Annotated in this window: 17 protein-coding genes; 9 read left to right on the top strand and 8 right to left on the bottom strand. The window is 60.6% G+C overall.

The window, feature by feature from the left end:
* Positions 1 to 238: 238 nt before the first annotated feature.
* Entirely contained in the window at positions 239 to 607 is a 369-nt protein-coding gene (locus DQ393_RS01130; protein WP_112339982.1) for an Hpt domain-containing protein, read from the top strand.
* Between the two features lie 148 nt (positions 608 to 755).
* Positions 756 to 1,076, top strand: a complete 321-nt coding sequence (locus DQ393_RS01125; protein ID WP_112339981.1) for a 2Fe-2S iron-sulfur cluster-binding protein — start codon at positions 756 to 758, stop codon at positions 1,074 to 1,076.
* 451 nt (positions 1,077 to 1,527) lie between these two features.
* Here the strand turns inward: DQ393_RS01125 and DQ393_RS01120 are convergent, their stop codons facing one another.
* A complete protein-coding gene (locus tag DQ393_RS01120) occupies positions 1,528 to 2,151 on the bottom strand; it encodes a DUF922 domain-containing Zn-dependent protease (RefSeq protein ID WP_112340024.1) in 624 nt (207 codons plus the stop codon).
* Between the two features lie 92 nt (positions 2,152 to 2,243).
* Here DQ393_RS01120 and folP point away from each other — a divergent pair, with 92 nt between their 5' ends.
* From folP to folK, 3 genes are read left to right on the top strand one after another with little or no spacing between them, the layout of a single operon-like run.
* Positions 2,244 to 3,119 (top strand): dihydropteroate synthase, encoded by an 876-nt coding sequence (gene folP, locus DQ393_RS01115; protein WP_112339980.1) that lies wholly within the window; start codon positions 2,244 to 2,246, stop codon positions 3,117 to 3,119.
* Positions 3,120 to 3,173: 54 nt separating this feature from the next.
* A complete protein-coding gene (gene folB, locus DQ393_RS01110; protein ID WP_112339979.1) occupies positions 3,174 to 3,545 on the top strand; it encodes a dihydroneopterin aldolase in 372 nt (123 codons plus the stop codon).
* Positions 3,529 to 4,056: a 2-amino-4-hydroxy-6-hydroxymethyldihydropteridine diphosphokinase gene (gene folK / locus DQ393_RS01105; RefSeq protein WP_432421973.1), complete on the top strand. Its 528-nt coding sequence runs from the start codon at positions 3,529 to 3,531 to the stop codon at positions 4,054 to 4,056. The genes folB and folK overlap by 17 nt, the downstream gene beginning before the upstream one ends.
* 72 nt (positions 4,057 to 4,128) lie before the next feature.
* Here the strand turns inward: folK and DQ393_RS01100 are convergent, their stop codons facing one another.
* The 4 genes from DQ393_RS01100 to DQ393_RS01085 form a co-directional block, all read right to left on the bottom strand.
* Positions 4,129 to 4,680 (bottom strand): hypothetical protein, encoded by a 552-nt coding sequence (locus DQ393_RS01100; protein ID WP_112339978.1) that lies wholly within the window; start codon positions 4,678 to 4,680, stop codon positions 4,129 to 4,131.
* 104 nt (positions 4,681 to 4,784) lie between these two features.
* Positions 4,785 to 5,876 (bottom strand): YcjF family protein, encoded by a 1,092-nt coding sequence (locus DQ393_RS01095; protein ID WP_112339977.1) that lies wholly within the window; start codon positions 5,874 to 5,876, stop codon positions 4,785 to 4,787.
* Complete coding sequence (locus DQ393_RS01090; RefSeq protein WP_112339976.1) at positions 5,873 to 7,348, bottom strand: YcjX family protein; 1,476 nt, start codon at positions 7,346 to 7,348, stop codon at positions 5,873 to 5,875. Before DQ393_RS01090 ends, DQ393_RS01095 begins: the two co-directional genes overlap by 4 nt.
* A 137-nt stretch (positions 7,349 to 7,485) precedes the next feature.
* Entirely contained in the window at positions 7,486 to 7,977 is a 492-nt protein-coding gene (locus DQ393_RS01085; RefSeq protein WP_112339975.1) for a SixA phosphatase family protein, read from the bottom strand.
* Positions 7,978 to 8,258: 281 nt separating this feature from the next.
* Here DQ393_RS01085 and dksA point away from each other — a divergent pair, with 281 nt between their 5' ends.
* The gene (gene dksA / locus DQ393_RS01080; protein ID WP_004109001.1) at positions 8,259 to 8,678 is read left to right on the top strand and encodes an RNA polymerase-binding protein DksA; all 420 of its coding nucleotides are present in this window, start codon (positions 8,259 to 8,261) and stop codon (positions 8,676 to 8,678) included.
* Positions 8,679 to 8,765: 87 nt separating this feature from the next.
* Here the strand turns inward: dksA and DQ393_RS01075 are convergent, their stop codons facing one another.
* The gene (locus tag DQ393_RS01075; protein ID WP_112339974.1) at positions 8,766 to 9,719 is read right to left on the bottom strand and encodes a flagellar biosynthetic protein FliO; all 954 of its coding nucleotides are present in this window, start codon (positions 9,717 to 9,719) and stop codon (positions 8,766 to 8,768) included.
* 252 nt (positions 9,720 to 9,971) lie between these two features.
* On the opposite strand from DQ393_RS01075, the gene cckA reads away from it, so the two are divergent.
* Positions 9,972 to 12,629, top strand: coding sequence for a cell cycle histidine kinase CckA (gene cckA / locus DQ393_RS01070; RefSeq protein ID WP_432421972.1), 2,658 nt, complete (start codon positions 9,972 to 9,974; stop codon positions 12,627 to 12,629).
* A 214-nt stretch (positions 12,630 to 12,843) separates the two neighbouring features.
* Entirely contained in the window at positions 12,844 to 13,863 is a 1,020-nt protein-coding gene (trpS, locus tag DQ393_RS01065) for a tryptophan--tRNA ligase (protein WP_112339972.1), read from the top strand.
* A 60-nt stretch (positions 13,864 to 13,923) separates the two neighbouring features.
* Here trpS and DQ393_RS01060 read toward each other — a convergent pair whose 3' ends face one another.
* Positions 13,924 to 14,850: a pseudouridine-5'-phosphate glycosidase gene (locus DQ393_RS01060; RefSeq protein WP_112339971.1), complete on the bottom strand. Its 927-nt coding sequence runs from the start codon at positions 14,848 to 14,850 to the stop codon at positions 13,924 to 13,926.
* A 46-nt stretch (positions 14,851 to 14,896) separates the two neighbouring features.
* Positions 14,897 to 15,841, bottom strand: coding sequence for a carbohydrate kinase family protein (locus DQ393_RS01055; RefSeq protein WP_112339970.1), 945 nt, complete (start codon positions 15,839 to 15,841; stop codon positions 14,897 to 14,899).
* 239 nt (positions 15,842 to 16,080) lie between these two features.
* Here DQ393_RS01055 and recA point away from each other — a divergent pair, with 239 nt between their 5' ends.
* Positions 16,081 to 17,166: a recombinase RecA gene (gene recA, locus DQ393_RS01050; protein WP_112339969.1), complete on the top strand. Its 1,086-nt coding sequence runs from the start codon at positions 16,081 to 16,083 to the stop codon at positions 17,164 to 17,166.
* Positions 17,167 to 17,240: the final 74 nt, after the last annotated feature.

Genomic DNA, 17,240 nt, shown 5'->3' with positions numbered 1-17,240 from the left:
CCCAGTCATGACAATTAATTCCACCTTAAAGGCAGTGGATCGTTAAGGGCGCATTAACCCTGTTTGCCTGTTCAACGCCATGAAAACTCAAGATTTTGAGCATGTTTAACGGACGTTAACCATGTCTGGAGTTTTCGGCCCTCAATGTGCCAAAATTTAACTGGATGGCCATGCCCGGGCCGCAACTATGCGGCATGTCCCTAAAACAGTCACAGATAAATGACGGGAGCATTGGCACATGGCAGCTTTGAATATCGCGTTTGAATCTCCCGATAATTCGAGGGGCGCTGCCCCGTCGCGGGAGCGGGCGATCGATCTCGTCCATCTCGGCAAGCAAACGATGGGCGACAAGGCGCTGGAGGTCGAGGTGTTGCAGATGTTTGCGAGGCAGGCCCGTTCCTGCCTGCAGGAGATCGGCAGCGGTGACCCCAAGCGCATCGAGGCGGCATCGCATAAGCTGAAGGGGGCGGCCGGCGCCGTCGGCGCCTTCCGCGTGGCCGATGCAGCTGGCGCGCTCGAAAGCGATGCCGGCGATGCCGCGCGCATGGCGGCGGTAACGACCTGTGTCGTCGAGGCCGAGAATTTCATTCTGAAGCTCTCGCGCTGAACCGAGCCGCCTGAAGGTCAACTGAACTTGATGCCAGCGCCGCCAGACGGGTAGACCGTTTCGGCGGCGCAAATGTTGACTGCCCCAGCGATTTGTTGGAAGTAAAATTCCGATCATCCTTCATTCACGAATATCGGAATTCACCCACATGACCAAATTGACCATCGTCGCCTTCGACGGCACGCGCTTTGACCTCAATGTCGACGAGGGATCCACCGTGATGGAAAATGCCGTACGAAACTCCGTTCCCGGCATCGAAGCAGAATGCGGCGGTGCGTGCGCCTGCGCCACCTGTCATGTCTATGTCGACGAGGACTGGACCGCAAAGGTCGGCAGCCCCGAGGCGATGGAAGAGGACATGCTGGACTTCGCTTTCGACGTCCGGCCGAATTCGCGTCTCTCCTGTCAGATCAAGATGACGAGCGCTCTCGACGGACTCGTCGTGCATGTGCCGGAACGTCAGGCCTGACGCTTTCCCCGGCGCGCTTCCTGCGCCGAAGTTCTTGATACTCACCGGACAATTTATTTCGGGGTCCTATACCAAAAAGATGCCTCGCTCAGCTGATTAGCGAGCGAGGCGAGGCGGGCGCATCACCGACAGGCAAGGGAGGAAACACCTGCGGCTTAAGGACGCGCCAGGAGAACACTTACCAAATGCTTTGAAAAACAAACCCGACTGCGCCGAAGAGCAAACAAACCCGCCGCCGCAGGCACTCTCAATCGATCTTTTTCGAGATCCCGCCCAGTATTTTTCGAATCATCCGGTGCGTTTATCTCTGTAATTGATAGCAAAAACCTATTTCAGATTCTCGTAAAGTTCAAAGAGCAGCGCGGCCGGACGATTCACAGAAATAGTGGCTGTTTTCCCACAGTCGGCGCTCGTGCGTGGGCGATTTCCCTGAAATAGCGGGAGACGTGATCTATCGCTGGCCGCCGTGACGACTGCGATAGTACAGCAACCGCTGTATCCGGTTCTGGAAATTGATCGCCTCGATCCGGTCGAAGCGGGCCTGGTCGGCGTCGTGCCGCTCGGTTTCCCGCGTCGTCACGTCATTTGCTTTTTCCTGAAGCGCATCGCAATTGCTCGCCGACGGCAGGGACAGGATTTGCCGTTCCATTCTTCGTGCGTGCTCTCGGGCGATCTCGACGTGCCGGTCCTCATGGCGCCGGATATCGGCGGCCAACGTGTCCCATATCGTCGAAAGCTGCTTGCTGGCATGCCGCCGGTCGCGCCAGCGCGGCAGGATGATTTCGGTATCGACCGTGACCTTGACGCTGGAGATATAGCAGCGCCCATTTGCCTCGCTGTAGGTCGCGTTGCCGCCGAAGCGAATTCTCGTCGCGCCGGGATGATGGCTGCTGGAACCCATCGCAAGCGGTCCGCGTTGGTTCAGGGCCGCATCGAGCTCGTCGGCCGTGCTGCCCTTGATGTCGAAATAGGAAATGGATTTGCGGGCGACGACTTCCGCATCGGCCACGCTGGGTATGCAGAACGCGAGCAACAGAGCACACGAAATACTTATCTTATGGAACGCAAGCGGCATTCGTGTCGCTACCATGTTGAACTTCGGCGAACCTTGCGGCATAGCCACTGTGAGCGCAATATCAAGCGCAAGGTTTTTTCATTTTCAATGGGATGGGACGGTTCGTGACGGAGCTTCGCAGCCAAACCTGGCATGTCGCCCATGGCCGCAGCCTCGAGCTCGGCAAAGAGAGTGTCATCATGGCGATCGTCAATGTGACGCCGGATTCCTTTTCCGACGGCGGACATTACGAGGCCGTCGACGCGGCGGTTGGGCATGCCTTGGCTTGTGTCCAGGAGGGGGCCGACATCATCGACATCGGCGGCGAATCGACGAAGCCCGGTGCTGCCGCCGTCAGCGCCAGCGAGGAGCAGGGGCGGGTGCTGCCCGTCATCGAAGCCTTGCGGGGCAGGACTGACGCCCTGATCTCGGTCGATACTTATCGTGCCGATACGGCGCGGCTGGCGGTCGGTGCCGGTGCGCACATCGTCAACGACGTCTTCGGCCTGCAGCGCGAGCCGGATATTGCCGCGGTGGCAGCGCAAACGGGTGCCGGGCTTTGCATCATGCATACCGGTCGTGACAGAACGAAGCTGCCCGACGTGATCGACGACCAGATGCTGTTCCTCAGCCGATCGCTCGATATCGCCGCGGCGGCGGGCGTCAACAAGCAGAATATCGTGCTCGATCCCGGTTTTGGTTTTGCCAAGGAGAGTGCGGAGGAGAATCTGGAATTGATGGTGCGGTTCAATGCGCTGCTCCGCTTCGAGCTGCCGCTGTTGGTCGGCACCTCGCGCAAGCGGTTTGTCGGCACCGTCACGGGCCGTGATGCGTCCGATCGGGATGTCGGAACGGCTGCGACCAGCGCGATCCTGCGCCTGCAGGGAGCTGCGCTATTCCGCGTACACAATGTCGCAATCAACAGGGACGCGCTGGCGGTCGCGGATGCTATTCTCAGGACGCGCGCGAGACTTAAACATGATCCTTGAAGGTAGGGAGCGTTTTTCGGACGCCGTCGTGCCTGTTCGAAACGGAGGGACGCCATGAGCGCCGTGACATACACCATTACTCTGCAGAATTGCGCTTTCTTTGCCCGCCACGGCGTGCATGACGAGGAGGAATTCCTTGGTCAGCGCTTCTTCGTCGATGCCGAGCTGGACGTCGAAGCGGGCGATGCGCTGGAGCGCGATTCGATCGACGATACCGTCAATTATGGAGTCGCATTCGCCGTCATCGAGGAGATCGTGACCGGACGCCGCCGCTACCTGATCGAAGCGCTGGCGCTCGATGTGGCGAAGGAGCTGTGTCGGCGCTTTCCCAGTATCCGCCGCGCCAAGATCACGGTGCGCAAACCCAATGCCCCTGTTCCGGGCGTCCTCGATTATGTGCAGGTGAGCATTGAGCATTTTGCCTGAAAACCTGGCGGTGCGGACGACGCTCGGTCTTGGCGGTAATCTGGACAATCCTGTCCGCGCCATGGCGCTCGCCCTTCGCACACTGGATCAGCGCGCCGATTGCCATGTGGTTTCGGTGTCGCGGCTTTATCGCACACCGCCCTGGGGCAAGACGGACCAGTCCTTTTTCTATAATTCCTGCGCGGCCATCGATACCACCCTGGCGCCGGAAGCACTGCTCGACGTATGCCTCGATATAGAGCGGCAGATGAAGCGGGTGCGGATCGAACGCTGGGGGCCAAGGACGATCGATATCGATGTGCTGACTTATGGCGATCTGCAGCGGGCTGAGCCGCTCTTGACCATACCCCATCCGCGGATGGTCGAACGTGGCTTCGTGCTGATGCCGCTTGCCGATTTTGCAGCGGATCTCGTCGTCAACGGCCGCAAGATCAGCGACTGGTTGCGGGAGGTCGACGTCGAGGGCATCGAGGTCGCTGATGAAAACCGTGACTGGTGGCGAACCGTCTGAATCGCAATATGAAAAAAGCAAAAGGCCGGCGAGTTTGCCGGCCTTTTGCCTTTGGGCATTGATATTCAAAGCTTACTGGATCGATCCGACTGCCATCTGGTCGACATCGGCCCGCTTCAAGGTGACGCCGATGACAGGCACCATCTGTTCGCCGACCTTCACCGAGATGGTGACGTTCATCGACTTGTTGTCCGAAACGCGAGCGATCATGGCGCCGTTCAGCTTCTGACGGATCAGTCCGAGCACGACGGTATTGTCATTGACCGTGCCCGAGGTGACGTCGAGACCCTTGCCGGCCGCGCCGTCAAGGAATTTTCCGCTGTAGGAGCCGCCGTTTTGCGTGATCTCGGCCGACATCGGCTGCTGGAAGACCCCGACGCGGCAGGTGCCGTCGAGCTTGACGCCGGCATTGCCGCCGTCGGAGGGCTTGCCCGTGAGATTGCAGGTGAACTTTGTGCCCTTGTACTTGCCGGCCACGATTTCGCCGGGGCCGCTCCAGGTGCCTGAGATCGACTGGAAGAAGGCCTTGTCGCGGGGCGCCGCGTCGGCTGATTGCACCCCAGCGCCCGTAGACAGGGCTGCGGCGGCAAAGCTGCTTACAAGAAGAAATCGACGCGAAAACATGGATATTTCCTAGCGAGGCGGAACCGTAAAACTGGTTCCCACTTTTGCCGCAGAATGGTTAATGCTTGGTTTCCGTGATGCTAAAGCACCTGATTTTCAGGTCGTCACGTCGTGTTGCGGCCGGTGATAGTCGGCGTGAGGTCGCCGGCAAAATCGGCGATGCCGGGCCTCTTGAGCGCCTTGAAGGCAAGCGGGCGGCAAAGATCCATCGCCGCTATACCGATCCTTGCCGTCATCATGCCGTTGACGACACCTTCGCCAAGACGCGCTGAAAGCTTCGATGCGAGCCCGTGGCCGATCAGCTGCTGGATGATGCTGTCGCCGACGGCGATGGAGCCGGTGACGGCGAGATGGGCGATCACGTCGCGCATCAGCCTGATCATGCCGAGCGTGCCCGGCCTGCCGCCATAGAGTTCCGCCATGGCGCGGACCAGTTTTGCCGCCTCATAGAGGACGTAGAGAATGTCGACGAGGGCACGGGGGCTGACGGCCGTCACGACCGACACCCGCTTCGAGGCACCAAGAATCAGCGCACGGGCACGTCGGTCGAGCGGTCCGAGCAGTTCGCGCTCCGCAAGGTCGATCAGCTGTGGCGCATCGATGATGTCATCCTCTGCCGCCTTTAACGTCGCACGGCCCCTGGCCGTATCCGGGTTGGCTTCCAGCAGCGTGCAAAGACGCTTCACCAGCGCTTTGGCGCGGATCGGTCGGGTCTCCCCGATAGCGGCCTCCGCTTCTGCCTTGATGGTCTGCACGGCGGCGAGCCGCATCATGCCGGCTGTTTCGCGGATGACGATGGCAAGCACGGCGAGAATGCCGATCCCGACAGTCGCCAGCGCGGTATAGCCGAGCCAGTCAGCTCGGCTGAACAAGTCGCGGATGAGCTGATCGGTCCAGAGACCGAAGGCGAGCGAGACGAGAATTCCGAGCGCGCCGAGCGCCACCCTGCCGAAGGAGAAACCTGTGCGGCGAGGCCTGGCAATGGCGGTTCCGTCCGCCTCGGCGCCAAGGGTCGGATTGATGAATGGATCTTCTTCGTCCGGAGTCAGGACGACATCGGTATTGAAGCTTTGCGGCTTGCGCACTGTCGACGGGATGGGTCTGAGATCGGCATCTTTTCCGGAGACGTCCGGTTCCAGTGTGAAGGCGGCGGGTCGGCGATTACCGTTCGGCTCGTTTTCGGTCGGCTTCGTCATGCGAGACGGTCTCCGAACAGGAACTGCATGGCGCGGTCAAGGCGGATATGCGGCACTGACAGCTTGATGCCGCCGCCGGTTTCATCCAGTTCCGGCGGGCGGAACCGCACGACGTTCACCTCGGGCAGATGGACCTTGGACCCATCCGATTCAAGGGCTTCGAACAGCCAGCGCGGATTTTCCGGCAGGTCGCCGGGAAAGATCGCGGTCTTCCGATTGCCGTCGAACAGCTCGCCGGCGATGGTTTCCTTATCCATCGGCGTGCCGACGATGACAGGGAGCGTCTGGCCGTCGCGGGTCACGGTTGCCTCCCGCGTCGCGCGTACGGAGGCGATCGCCATGACCTCGATACCGGCTCCGGCCATGCCGATGCGCTCTATGGCCCTTTCGACGAGGCGGCGCGTCAAGGCCTCCAGCCGGTCATGGCTTTCATGATGGAGGTGGTCGGCTTTGGTGGCGGCGACCAGCACGCGGTCGATGCGCCGGCCGAGCAGCGAGGAAAGGAGCGAGTTCGTGCCAGGACGGAAGCATGCCAAAACGTCCGTCAGCGCCCGTTCCAGATCCTGCACGGCTTCGGGGCCACGATTGATGGCCTGCAGGGCATCGACGAGGACGATCTGCCGGTCGAGACGAGCGAAATGCTCGCGAAAGAAGGGTTTGACGACGACGGACTTATAGGCCTCATAGCGGCGCTCCATCATCGTCCAGAGTGAACCTTTCGGAGCGCTGCCTTCGGCCGGCAGTTTCAGCGGCGCAAAGGTGAGGGCAGGCGAGCCGTCGAGATCGCCGGGCAGGAGGAAACGGCCGGGCGGCAGTGTGGAAAGCGAGCGTTCGTCGGATTTACAGGCCTTCAGATAATCGGCGAAGGCGGTCGCAAGGTCGCGTGCCTTCATTTCATCCGCAGGTGCCACGATATCGGCCTGTTCCGTTATCCCCAGCCAGTGACGTGACAGTTCGGCGCGAATGCCGGATTTGGCCAGAGCCAGCGTTTCCTCGCTGAAGATGCGGAAATCCTTGGCAAGCAGCGGCAGGTCCAGCAGCCATTCGCCCGGGTAATCGACGATATCGATGGAGAGGCGGCCTGGCGAGAACAGGCGGTTCCAGCCGCTGGCGCTTTGATAATCCAGCGTGATACGCAGTTCGGAGATGGCACGCGTCGAATCCGGCCAGATGCGGTCTTTGACGAGCGCGCGAATATGATCCTCATATTGAAAACGCGGCACGGCATCGTCCGGCTGCGGCTCGAGGCGAACGGCGGACACGCGGCCGGACTGCACCGGTTCGAGCAGCGGCAGACGCCCACCGTTCAGAAGATTATGCACCAGCGAGGAGATAAAGACGGTCTTGCCCGAACGGGAGAGGCCCGTGACGCCCAGACGAATTGTGGGATTGACGAGGCCTGCTGCGCGATCGGCAAGATTGTCAAAGGCAATGAGGGCGTCGTCAGTAAAAGAGGTCAGGCTTGGGGGCAAGGCGGGATCCCTGGATGACAGCGTGACCGTGAATATAGGGATCGAAACTTGCCCCGAAAAGATGAAGACGCAAACGTCTGCAATCAGGGGCAGGGTACGTTTTCGGGCGAGCGAGACAAGCGGCTCGGCGAATATCCCTATTCAGTGATGAAGTCGGTCAGCACCCAGCCTGACGGTGTCGAATCGACGACGGCAAGACCGGCCGTCGGAAAGCCGCGCGGGAGCGCGCCGGCCATGGCCTCGCGCCCGATCAAGGCTGCGAGCGTCAGCTCGATGACCGGGTTGTGCGCAACCAGCATGACCGAGTCCTGATCAGTCTGCGCTGATATGAGCGACAGGTAGATGTCCGGCGTGCCGTTGTAGAGCGCATCGACAAAGCGGAACTCTGTCGAGGGCGTGACGGCACGGCGCATGGCGTCGGCAGTCTGGCGACAGCGCGTGGCCGTCGATGAAATGACGAGGTCCGGCTTGTAGCCCTTGTCGGCGGCCTCGTCCGCAACGATCTCGGCCGCAGCATAGCCGTTGTCGCTCAGAGGACGGTCGAAATCCTTCTGGCCGGGAGCGGCCTGCTGGGCCTCGGCATGACGCAGGAGATAGATCCTGGAGGGCGGCGGCGAAATGCTGACCATGGCGAAATTCCGGAGCTCGATTTCCCTAATGAGGTAACGTCTGTTTGCATGCTCAGTCAACTGCGGCGCGATCCGCCAGAAGGCGAAATGTCCTACCTTCACGCGAAGGTTACGAGAGACGTGATTCCGGCTCAATGAGAAGAAATGATGAAAAAATAGACGCTTAGCCGAATTTTATGACAAATTTAAAAATCAGTTGACAGCATCTATTTGGCTTGAACCGGCACTATTGGTTGGGATATACAGCCCAGCCATATGAGATGTTCTTCAGGAGAATCGCGTTGAGTGAGAAGATCGATCTTAGCAATTATGTTCCCTCGGAAGACGAGGAGTTCATGAATCTGAATCAGCGAGCTTATTTTCGAGCGAAACTGATAGCATGGAAAAACGATATCCTTAGAGAAGCGCGCGAGACCCTCGATCATCTGGCGGAAGAAAGCGCAAATCATCCCGATCTGGCCGATCGGGCCTCTTCGGAAACAGACCGGGCCATCGAGCTTCGGGCTCGCGACCGCCAGCGTAAACTCATCTCGAAAATCGATGCCGCATTGCAGCGTATTGAAGACGGTACTTACGGCTATTGTGAAGAGACCGGCGAGCCGATCGGCCTGAAGCGCCTGGATGCTCGTCCGATCGCGACCCTGTCGATCGAGGCGCAGGAACGCCACGAGCGCCGGGAAAAGGTTTATCGCGACGAATAATCGAGTTGTCGGCTCGACTGGATACAAATAAAAGCACGAGGAATTCATTCTTCGTGCTTTTTCATTTCCGGCATTTCGCGCCGCGCATTATTTGTCGCGACTGACGCTCATTTCACCAAAGATGCGCGCCACTTCCTGCTGGAGGGCGCTGTCGGCCCCGGTCAGCGGCGCAAGCTCGGGTTCGACCCTCTGTGCCGGGCTTGGTGCCGGTGATGGAACGGGCTGCTGTTGCACCTGCCGCGGCGTCGGCGTGTTGGGAATAATCCGTTCGGCAGTCAGATTCTTCGACATTTCGGCTTCTAATATGCGCTGGAAATCGTTGCCAGGCTCGGGGGCGCGCGGAGATGCAATGGCAGGCTCGACGGGCACTGGGCGAGCGGGAGCCGGCTGTTGCTGCGGCAGGACGACATGGCGGGCGGCGTCCAGTATGTCGGCGGCTTCGGCTTCGCTGATGGTCGGAGCGGTTTGGGGAGCTGGCTGCGGCGGACTGACGGCAGCTGGTTGCGGACGTTCGGCAGCCGCGCGCGGTGCTGGCTCCGGAGCCCGAGGGGCAGCAGTAGGCGTTTCGGAGCGCAGATAGGCTTCGATCCTGTCTTCGGTGGATTGCCGACCCTGTGGAAGTGGCGCGGGAGTGGCATCGGGTTCGGAAGCTTTTTCCGGCTGTTGCTGCCTGCTTTCATAGGCCAGGGGAACATCGACAGGCGTCGCTGCTACGGGAGGATCGACGGGCGTCGCTGCGACGGCCGCGCGCGCGGGATCGGAGATGCCGGACTCGATGACGATATCAGTCGGGCCGCCGATCATGATCAAGTGTTCGATGCCGTCGCGCCTGACGAGCACGAGACGGCGGCGGGCATCGACGGCGGCGGCATCCAGCACCTGCAGACGCGGCTGGCGGTTCTTGCCGCCGCGCACGAAGGGAGAAGGCGCTCGATTGCGCAGGACCCACAGAATGGCGATCAACACGATCAGGGCGATGCCAACCCCACCGGCTGCGAGGAGGAAACGGCTGCCATAGGCTCCGGCGATGTCGTCCAACATGTCGAGATGCTCCCGTATTTGTCCCCGACGTCGCGGCCTATTATGCAGCTCCGGCGGGTAGATGCCTTGAACTTGGCCTTCCTATGCGGCGATCATATGAGCAGGATCGCGGCTGAGACAAGATGCGATTGATACGTCTTGTGCTCTATTGCCTGTGAATTCAAGCCTTTCTGGCTCGGCAAAGCTTTTTGCCGATGACGCAAATTGGTAAAGAAGATTCGAAAGGTCCGACTCCGGCGATCCTTAACGTGTATGACATGTCGCGAGGAGAACGGCGGAGACGAGGGGTTTATGACGAAGCAGCGTCCATCCGACGAGTATAGCGTGCCGCTGGTGGATCGCGGAGTTCGTTCGGGAACGGTGCTGCGCATCATTCTGCTGGCGCTCGTTCTCGTGGCCGCCGCCGCCGCCTTCGTCGTCTTCAAAAGCCAGCTCGACAATGAAGCGGTTCTCGGGGGCCTCGGCATTCTTGCCATGGTCGGCATCTTCTTCCTCGTTTCCTCGATCATCGGCTTCGTCGAGGTTATGCCGCAGCCGCAATCCGATAGCCTGGCGCGTTCATTTCTCAACAGCCATCCGGACGGGACGCTGATCACCGACGAGAAGGGGCGCATCGTCTATGCCAACGCCGCCTATGGCTGGCTGACCGGCGCTACCAAGGCGACGGAAGTGCAGTCGCTGGAAATGCTGCTGTCGCGAAACCGCGAATCCAACGAGGCCTTGTACCGTCTCGCCAATGGTCTGCGCGACGGCAAGGAGGGATCGGAAGAGTTTCGCCTGCTGAAGCCGCTCGGCCCTGCGGATGGAAGCGGCAACGGGGCGCACTGGTATCGGCTGAAGGCCCGTGTGCTGCCGCCGGAGCAGGGCAGCAGCAAGGTGCTGCATATCTGGCAGATCACCGACATCACCTCCGAACGCGACGACCAGGAGCGCTTCTTCAAGGAGTTACAGAACGCGATCGACTATCTCGATCATGCGCCCGCCGGCTTCTTCTCCGCCGGCCGCAAGGGCGAAATCTTCTATCTCAACGCGACGCTGGCCGAGTGGCTGGGCCTAGATCTGACGAAGTTCGTGCCAGGCTCGATGACAATCGGCGATCTGGTGGCCGGCGAGGGATTGGCGCTGATCCAGTCCGTTCAGGCGGAACCGGGCTTGAAGAAAACGGTGACGCTCGATCTCGATCTGCGTCGCGCCAACGGCCAGAGCCTGCCGGTGCAGATCGTCCACAGCGTCACCTCGATGCGCGACGGCGCTCCCGGCGAGAGCCGCACTATCGTCCTCACCCGGCAGAACGGCGCGGATACCGAGCAATCTGCTTCAGCGGCGGCGATGCGCTTCAGCCGCTTCTTCAACAATACGCCGATGGCGATCGCTTCCGTCGATGGCAACGGCCGCATCCTGCGGACGAATGCGCCGTTCCTGAAGCTTTTCTCGGATCTCGTCTCGCGCGACGATATCGAGCGTGGCGCGGCCTTGGAGAGCGTCGTCAATGAAAGCGACCGGCCGCGGCTGCAGCAGGCGCTGGCGGCCGCAAAGGACCGGCAGGGCGACATTCCGCCGATCGACTCCCGCAATCCGAAGGATGAGGCACGGCATTTCCGCTTCTACATCAATGCGGTGATCGACCAGACCGACGAGGCGCCGGAAGAAGCCGCCATCGTCTATGCCGTCGAGGTGACCGAGCAGAAGGCGCTCGAGACGCAGATGGCGCAGACGCAGAAGCTCAATGCCGTCGGTACGCTTGCAGGCGGCATCGCGCACGACTTCAACAATGTGCTGACCGCGATCCTCCTGTCTTCCGACCATCTGCTGCTACAGGCGCGGCCTTCCGACGCCAGCTTCGCGGATCTGATGGAAATCAAGCGCAATGCCAATCGTGCGGCCGTGCTGGTGCGGCAGTTGCTCGCCTTCTCGCGCAAGCAGACCATGCGGCCGACAGTCCTGAATCTCACTGACGTGATCGGCGACTTGCGCATGCTGGTGGACCGGCTTCTGTCCGGCACGCATGTCAAGCTGGACGTCGATTACGGCCGCGATCTCTGGCCTGTCAAAACCGATCTCTCGCAGTTCGAGCAGGTGCTGATCAATCTCTGTGTCAACGCCCGCGATGCCATGCCCGGCGGCGGTCAGCTGACGCTGCGCACCCGCAATCTGCTTGCGGCTGATGTCAGCGCCTTCAACTATCCCTTCCTGCCGCATGAAGACATGGTGCTTGTCGAGGTCAGCGATACCGGCACCGGCATTGCGCCCGAAATCATGGATAAGATCTTCGAGCCCTTCTTCACGACCAAGGAAGTCGGCAAGGGCACGGGTCTGGGCCTCGCGATGGTCTATGGCATCATCAAGCAGTCCGGCGGCTATATCCAGCCGGAATCGGAAGTGGGCAAGGGGACGACTTTCCGCATCTTCCTGCCGCGCCATGTCGTCGAAATGCCGGCCGTAACCGATGTCAAGGCGCCGGAGAGCCGGGATGTCGCGGCCATGGATCAGAGTGTCGGCATAGTCGCTCCGCCGGAAGAGCCGGCCGATCTTACCGGCAAATCCGCAGTCGTGCTGCTGGTCGAGGATGAGGAGGCGGTGCGGCGCGGCGGCAAGCGCATGCTTGAGACGCGGGGCTATACCGTTTACGAGGCCGGCTCCGGCGTCGAGGCGCTTGACATCATGGACGAGCTCGACGGCCAGGTCGATGTCGTCGTGTCCGACGTCGTCATGCCTGAGATGGACGGCCCGTCGCTGCTGCGGGAACTGCGCAAGAAATATCCGGACCTGAAATTCATCTTCGTTTCGGGCTACGCCGAGGATGCCTTTGCCCGCAATCTGCCAGCGGATGCGCAGTTCGGTTTCCTGCCGAAGCCGTTCTCGCTGAAGCAGCTTGCCGTCGTCGTGCGCGAGACGCTGGACAAGAACTAAGCGAGAAGCAGCTGTTGCCGATGGCGGCGAAAGGATGCTATCGACAGCCTCATGATCGACCTCCCCGAACCCATTTGCCGTTTGTGGTGGCGCTCCTTCTAGGAGCGGCAGTCGTCATGTCTTGAAATCGACCCTGCCGCCGTGATCCGGCAGGCATGGTCCATTTTCCGTTTTCCCTTCCCGATTGCGGCGGCTCCTTTTGCGGAGCAACCAAATGCATTCTCCTACCGACACTCGCCCCGTCATCCTGACGGGCGACCGGACCACCGGTCCGCTTCATCTCGGCCATTATGTCGGGTCGCTGAAGAGCCGCGTTGCGCTTCAGCATAGCCATCGGCAATTCCTGCTGCTGGCGGATATCCAGGCGCTGACCGACAATGCCCATGATCCCGAGAAGGTCCGTCGCAACGTTCTTGAGGTCGCTATCGATTATCTTGCAGTCGGCGTCGATCCGGCGCTGACGACGATCTGCGTCCAATCCGCTTTGCCGGCGCTGGCGGAGCTGACGCTGCTTTATCTGAATTTCGTCACGGTCAGTCGCCTGGAGCGTAATCCGACGATCAAGACGGAGATCCAGCTGCGCGGATTCGAACGTGACGTGCCTGCCGGCTTTCTCTGCTACCCGGTTTCACAGGCTGCCGATATCACCGCCTTCAAGGCGACGATCGTTCCCGTCGGCGAGGATCAGGCACCATTGATCGAGCAGACGAACGAGATCGTTCGCCGTCTCAATCGGCAGATTGGGCGCGATGTTCTTGTGGAAGCAACGGCGATGGTGCCGAGCGTGGGGCGCCTGCCAGGCGTCGACGGCAAGGCGAAGATGAGCAAATCCCAGGGCAACGCCATCCCGCTTTCCTCCTCGCCGGATGAAATAAGCGATGCGGTACGGCGGATGTATACCGATCCCGATCATCTGCGCGTCGGCGATCCCGGCAGGGTCGAGGGAAACGTCGTCTTCACCTATCTGGATGCCTTCTGCGAGGACCGGCAGTTGGTTGATGACATGAAGGCGCATTATCGCCGAGGTGGACTTGGTGATATCACCTTAAAGAGACGTCTTGATGATATCCTGCAGGCGCTGCTCGCTCCGATCCGCGCGCGCCGAGCACACTATGCTGCCGAGCCGGACTATGTGATGGAAGTCGTGCGTGAGGGGACGAGAAAGGCGAGGGAACGGACGGAGGCAACGCTTGCGGAATTACGCGACGCCTTGGGTCTGTTCTCCCTGATCTGAAACGAAAAAGGCCGGACGATCTTTTGAAGCGCCCGGCCGTTTTCGTAACTGCTTATCTAATTATTCTGCCAGAGCGACCGCGATTTCGGCGGCCAGGCGCGCATTGTTTTCGACAAGCGCGATGTTCGTCTTGAGGCTGCGGCCTTCGGTGATGTCGAAGATGGTGCTGAGCAGATAGGGCGTTACGGCCTTGCCGGTGATCTCGTCGCGCTCGGCACTGTCGAGGGCGCGCTCGATATAGATTTCCATTTCCTCGCGCGGGATTTCGTCGGCTTCCGGCACCGGATTGGCGATCAGCATGCCGCCATCGATGCCGAGCTGCTCGCGCGTGGATTGGAAATTGGCGATGGCAGCCGGGCTGTTCAGCGTCAGCGGGCTTGCCAGGCCGGAAGAACGCGACCAGAAGGCCGGAAATTCGGCGCTGTCGTAGGTTACGACCGGAACGCCGCGGGTTTCCAGCACTTCCAACGTCTTCGGAATATCGAGGATCGCCTTGGCGCCGGCGCAGACGACAATGACGCCCGTGCGCGCAAGCTCTTCAAGATCGGCAGAGATGTCGAAGCTCTCTTCGGCACCACGATGGACGCCGCCGATGCCGCCGGTGGCGAAAACCTTGATGCCGGCGCGGGCGGCGGCAATCATCGTGGCGGCGACGGTGGTCGCGCCGGTTCGCCGCTCGGCGATCGCAAAGGCGATGTCGGCGCGTGAAACCTTCATCGCCCCTTCCGTCTTCGCCAATGCTTCCAGCTCTTCCGGCTCAAGACCGATGTGCAGCGCGCCATGGATGACGGCGATAGTCGCTGGCACTGCGCCTTCCTGCCGGATGATCGCCTCGACGCTGCGAGCCATCTCGATATTGCCGGGATAAGGCATGCCGTGGGTGATGATGGTCGATTCCAGTGCCACGAGCGGGGCGCCGCGCAGCTTGGCGGCGGCGACTTCCTTCGAATAGGAGATCGGAAGCAGTGGCGAGATAGGCTGGGTCATTGTCGTTTCCAATTCACTGAAACAATATACGCGTTCTGAGCAGGCTTCATGACAGAATTTCGGCCTTGGGAACAAGGGCCAACATCGTCTCCAAAAGCTCGGGAGACAGATTTTCGGCGGTGGCGAAGGGCGATTGCACGGTGATCGCTGCGGCTGCAGCACCGTGGCGGACAGCCTCTGCGAGATCATGTCCGTCAAGCAGGGCCGACAGCACGCCGGAAGCGAGCGAATCTCCCGCCCCGGTGACATCGGCGACATCGTCGACGACGGGTGGCTGCAGGCTGACGACGGCATCCCGGGAAAATGCGATCAGCGGCCGCCTGCCGCGGGTGATGACGCCATTGCGCAAGCCAAGGGCGCGCAATCCGCTCACCCATTCGAGTGGATCTTCAGGCCGGCTTTCGGTCAGCGCGGCGGCCTCGGCTTCATTAAGGAAGAGATGGTCGATGCCGGCAAGGCTCTGCTTCAGCCGCACGACTTTCGCCGGAGAGATCGCGATTGCCGCGACGGACTTGCCGCAGGCGGCGGCTCTTGCTGCGATCGCGGCCAGGGTCTCTGCCGGCAGATTGGCGTCGCAGAGAACGAGGTCGGTTTCTTCGAAAGCGTCGCGCACGGCGCGAATAGCCAGACGCCTCGGGACGAACAGCTTGTAGAGTTCCATGTCGGCAAGCGCGATGACCAGATTGCCGTCGCGTTCGAGGATCGCCGTATAGCTCGGCGTCTTGCGATCGAGGAAGACGAAGGGCTTGTCGTCGATGCCGGCATGGCTTGCCGCTTCCGCCACCATTTCGCCCGAAGGGTCGCCGCCGCGCGGCGAGATCAGCTTTACGTCGAAGCCCAGGCGGGCGAGATTCCGGGCCGCATTGAAACCGCCGCCGCCGGGTTCCTCGAACCAGGCGCCGGGGTTGCTGGCGCCGGGTGCGGTCTCGCCGAAGATACGGCCGCGCCGGTCGATATGGGCGCCGCCGAGAACGAGAATCTTCTTCGCCATATGGTTTTCCTCAGCGGTCGAAAGGACGAATCGGACGGGTCGGTAACATCTGGCAATTCACCGCCTCGGTCATGCAAGTGCCTGGGAAGAAAGAAGAAAACAAAAATAGAACGGAATTCATTTTACCTTTTTCTTTCAATTGCTTGTTGTGGCCTTGCGACATGAGAACAAATCGAGTACACAATTCTCATCGGCGGCGACATTGCTAGAGCGGCTTCAATAACCTAAAGGTGGATCGGATGTCTCAGAATTCTTTGCGGCTTGTAGAGGACAAATCGGTGGATAAAAGCAAGGCACTTGAAGCGGCACTCTCTCAAATTGAGCGGTCGTTCGGCAAGGGCTCGATCATGAAGCTCGGCTCTAACGAGAACGTGGTCGAAATCGAAACGGTTTCCACTGGCTCTCTGAGCCTCGATATCGCTCTCGGCATTGGCGGCTTGCCGAAGGGGCGCATCATCGAAATCTACGGGCCGGAAAGCTCGGGTAAGACGACGCTGGCGCTGCAGACCATTGCAGAGGCCCAGAAGAAGGGCGGCATCTGCGCCTTTGTGGACGCGGAACATGCGCTCGATCCGGTCTATGCCCGCAAGCTCGGCGTCGACTTGCAAAACCTGCTGATTTCGCAGCCCGATACCGGCGAACAGGCGCTCGAAATCACCGATACGCTGGTGCGCTCCGGCGCGATCGACGTTCTCGTCGTCGACTCCGTTGCGGCATTGACGCCGCGTGCCGAAATCGAAGGCGAGATGGGCGACAGCCTGCCGGGTCTGCAGGCCCGTCTGATGAGCCAGGCGCTGCGCAAGCTCACGGCTTCGATCTCCAAGTCCAACTGCATGGTGATCTTCATCAACCAGATCCGTATGAAGATCGGCGTCATGTTCGGCTCGCCGGAAACGACGACGGGCGGTAACGCGCTGAAGTTCTACGCCTCGGTTCGCCTCGACATCCGCCGCATCGGCGCCGTCAAGGAGCGCGAAGAAGTGATCGGCAACCAGACCCGCGTCAAGGTCGTCAAGAACAAGATGGCGCCGCCCTTCAAGCAGGTCGAGTTCGACATCATGTATGGCGAAGGCGTCTCCAAGACTGGCGAACTGGTCGATCTCGGCGTCAAGGCCGGTATCGTCGAAAAGTCCGGTGCCTGGTTCTCCTATAACAGCCAGCGTCTCGGCCAAGGCCGCGAAAACGCGAAGCTCTTCCTGCGTGACAATCCGGATCTCGCCCGTGAGATTGAATTGTCGCTACGCCAGAATGCCGGCCTGATCGCCGATCGCTTCCTGCAGAATGGCGGTCCCGATGCCGATGATGGCGACGCCTCCGCCGAATAAGGATTTTCGGGAGCAATTTCCCATCCAAGACCGAGACTAAAATTCGAAACCGGCCGTATTGTCCAAGGGATGTG

It is taken from the genome of Martinezella tropici (genome assembly GCF_003287875.1).
Taxonomy (GTDB): Bacteria; Pseudomonadota; Alphaproteobacteria; order Rhizobiales; family Rhizobiaceae; genus Rhizobium; species Rhizobium tropici_C.
Note: the sequence above shows the minus strand (reverse complement) of the source record. Positions and strands in the feature narration are given on the sequence as shown.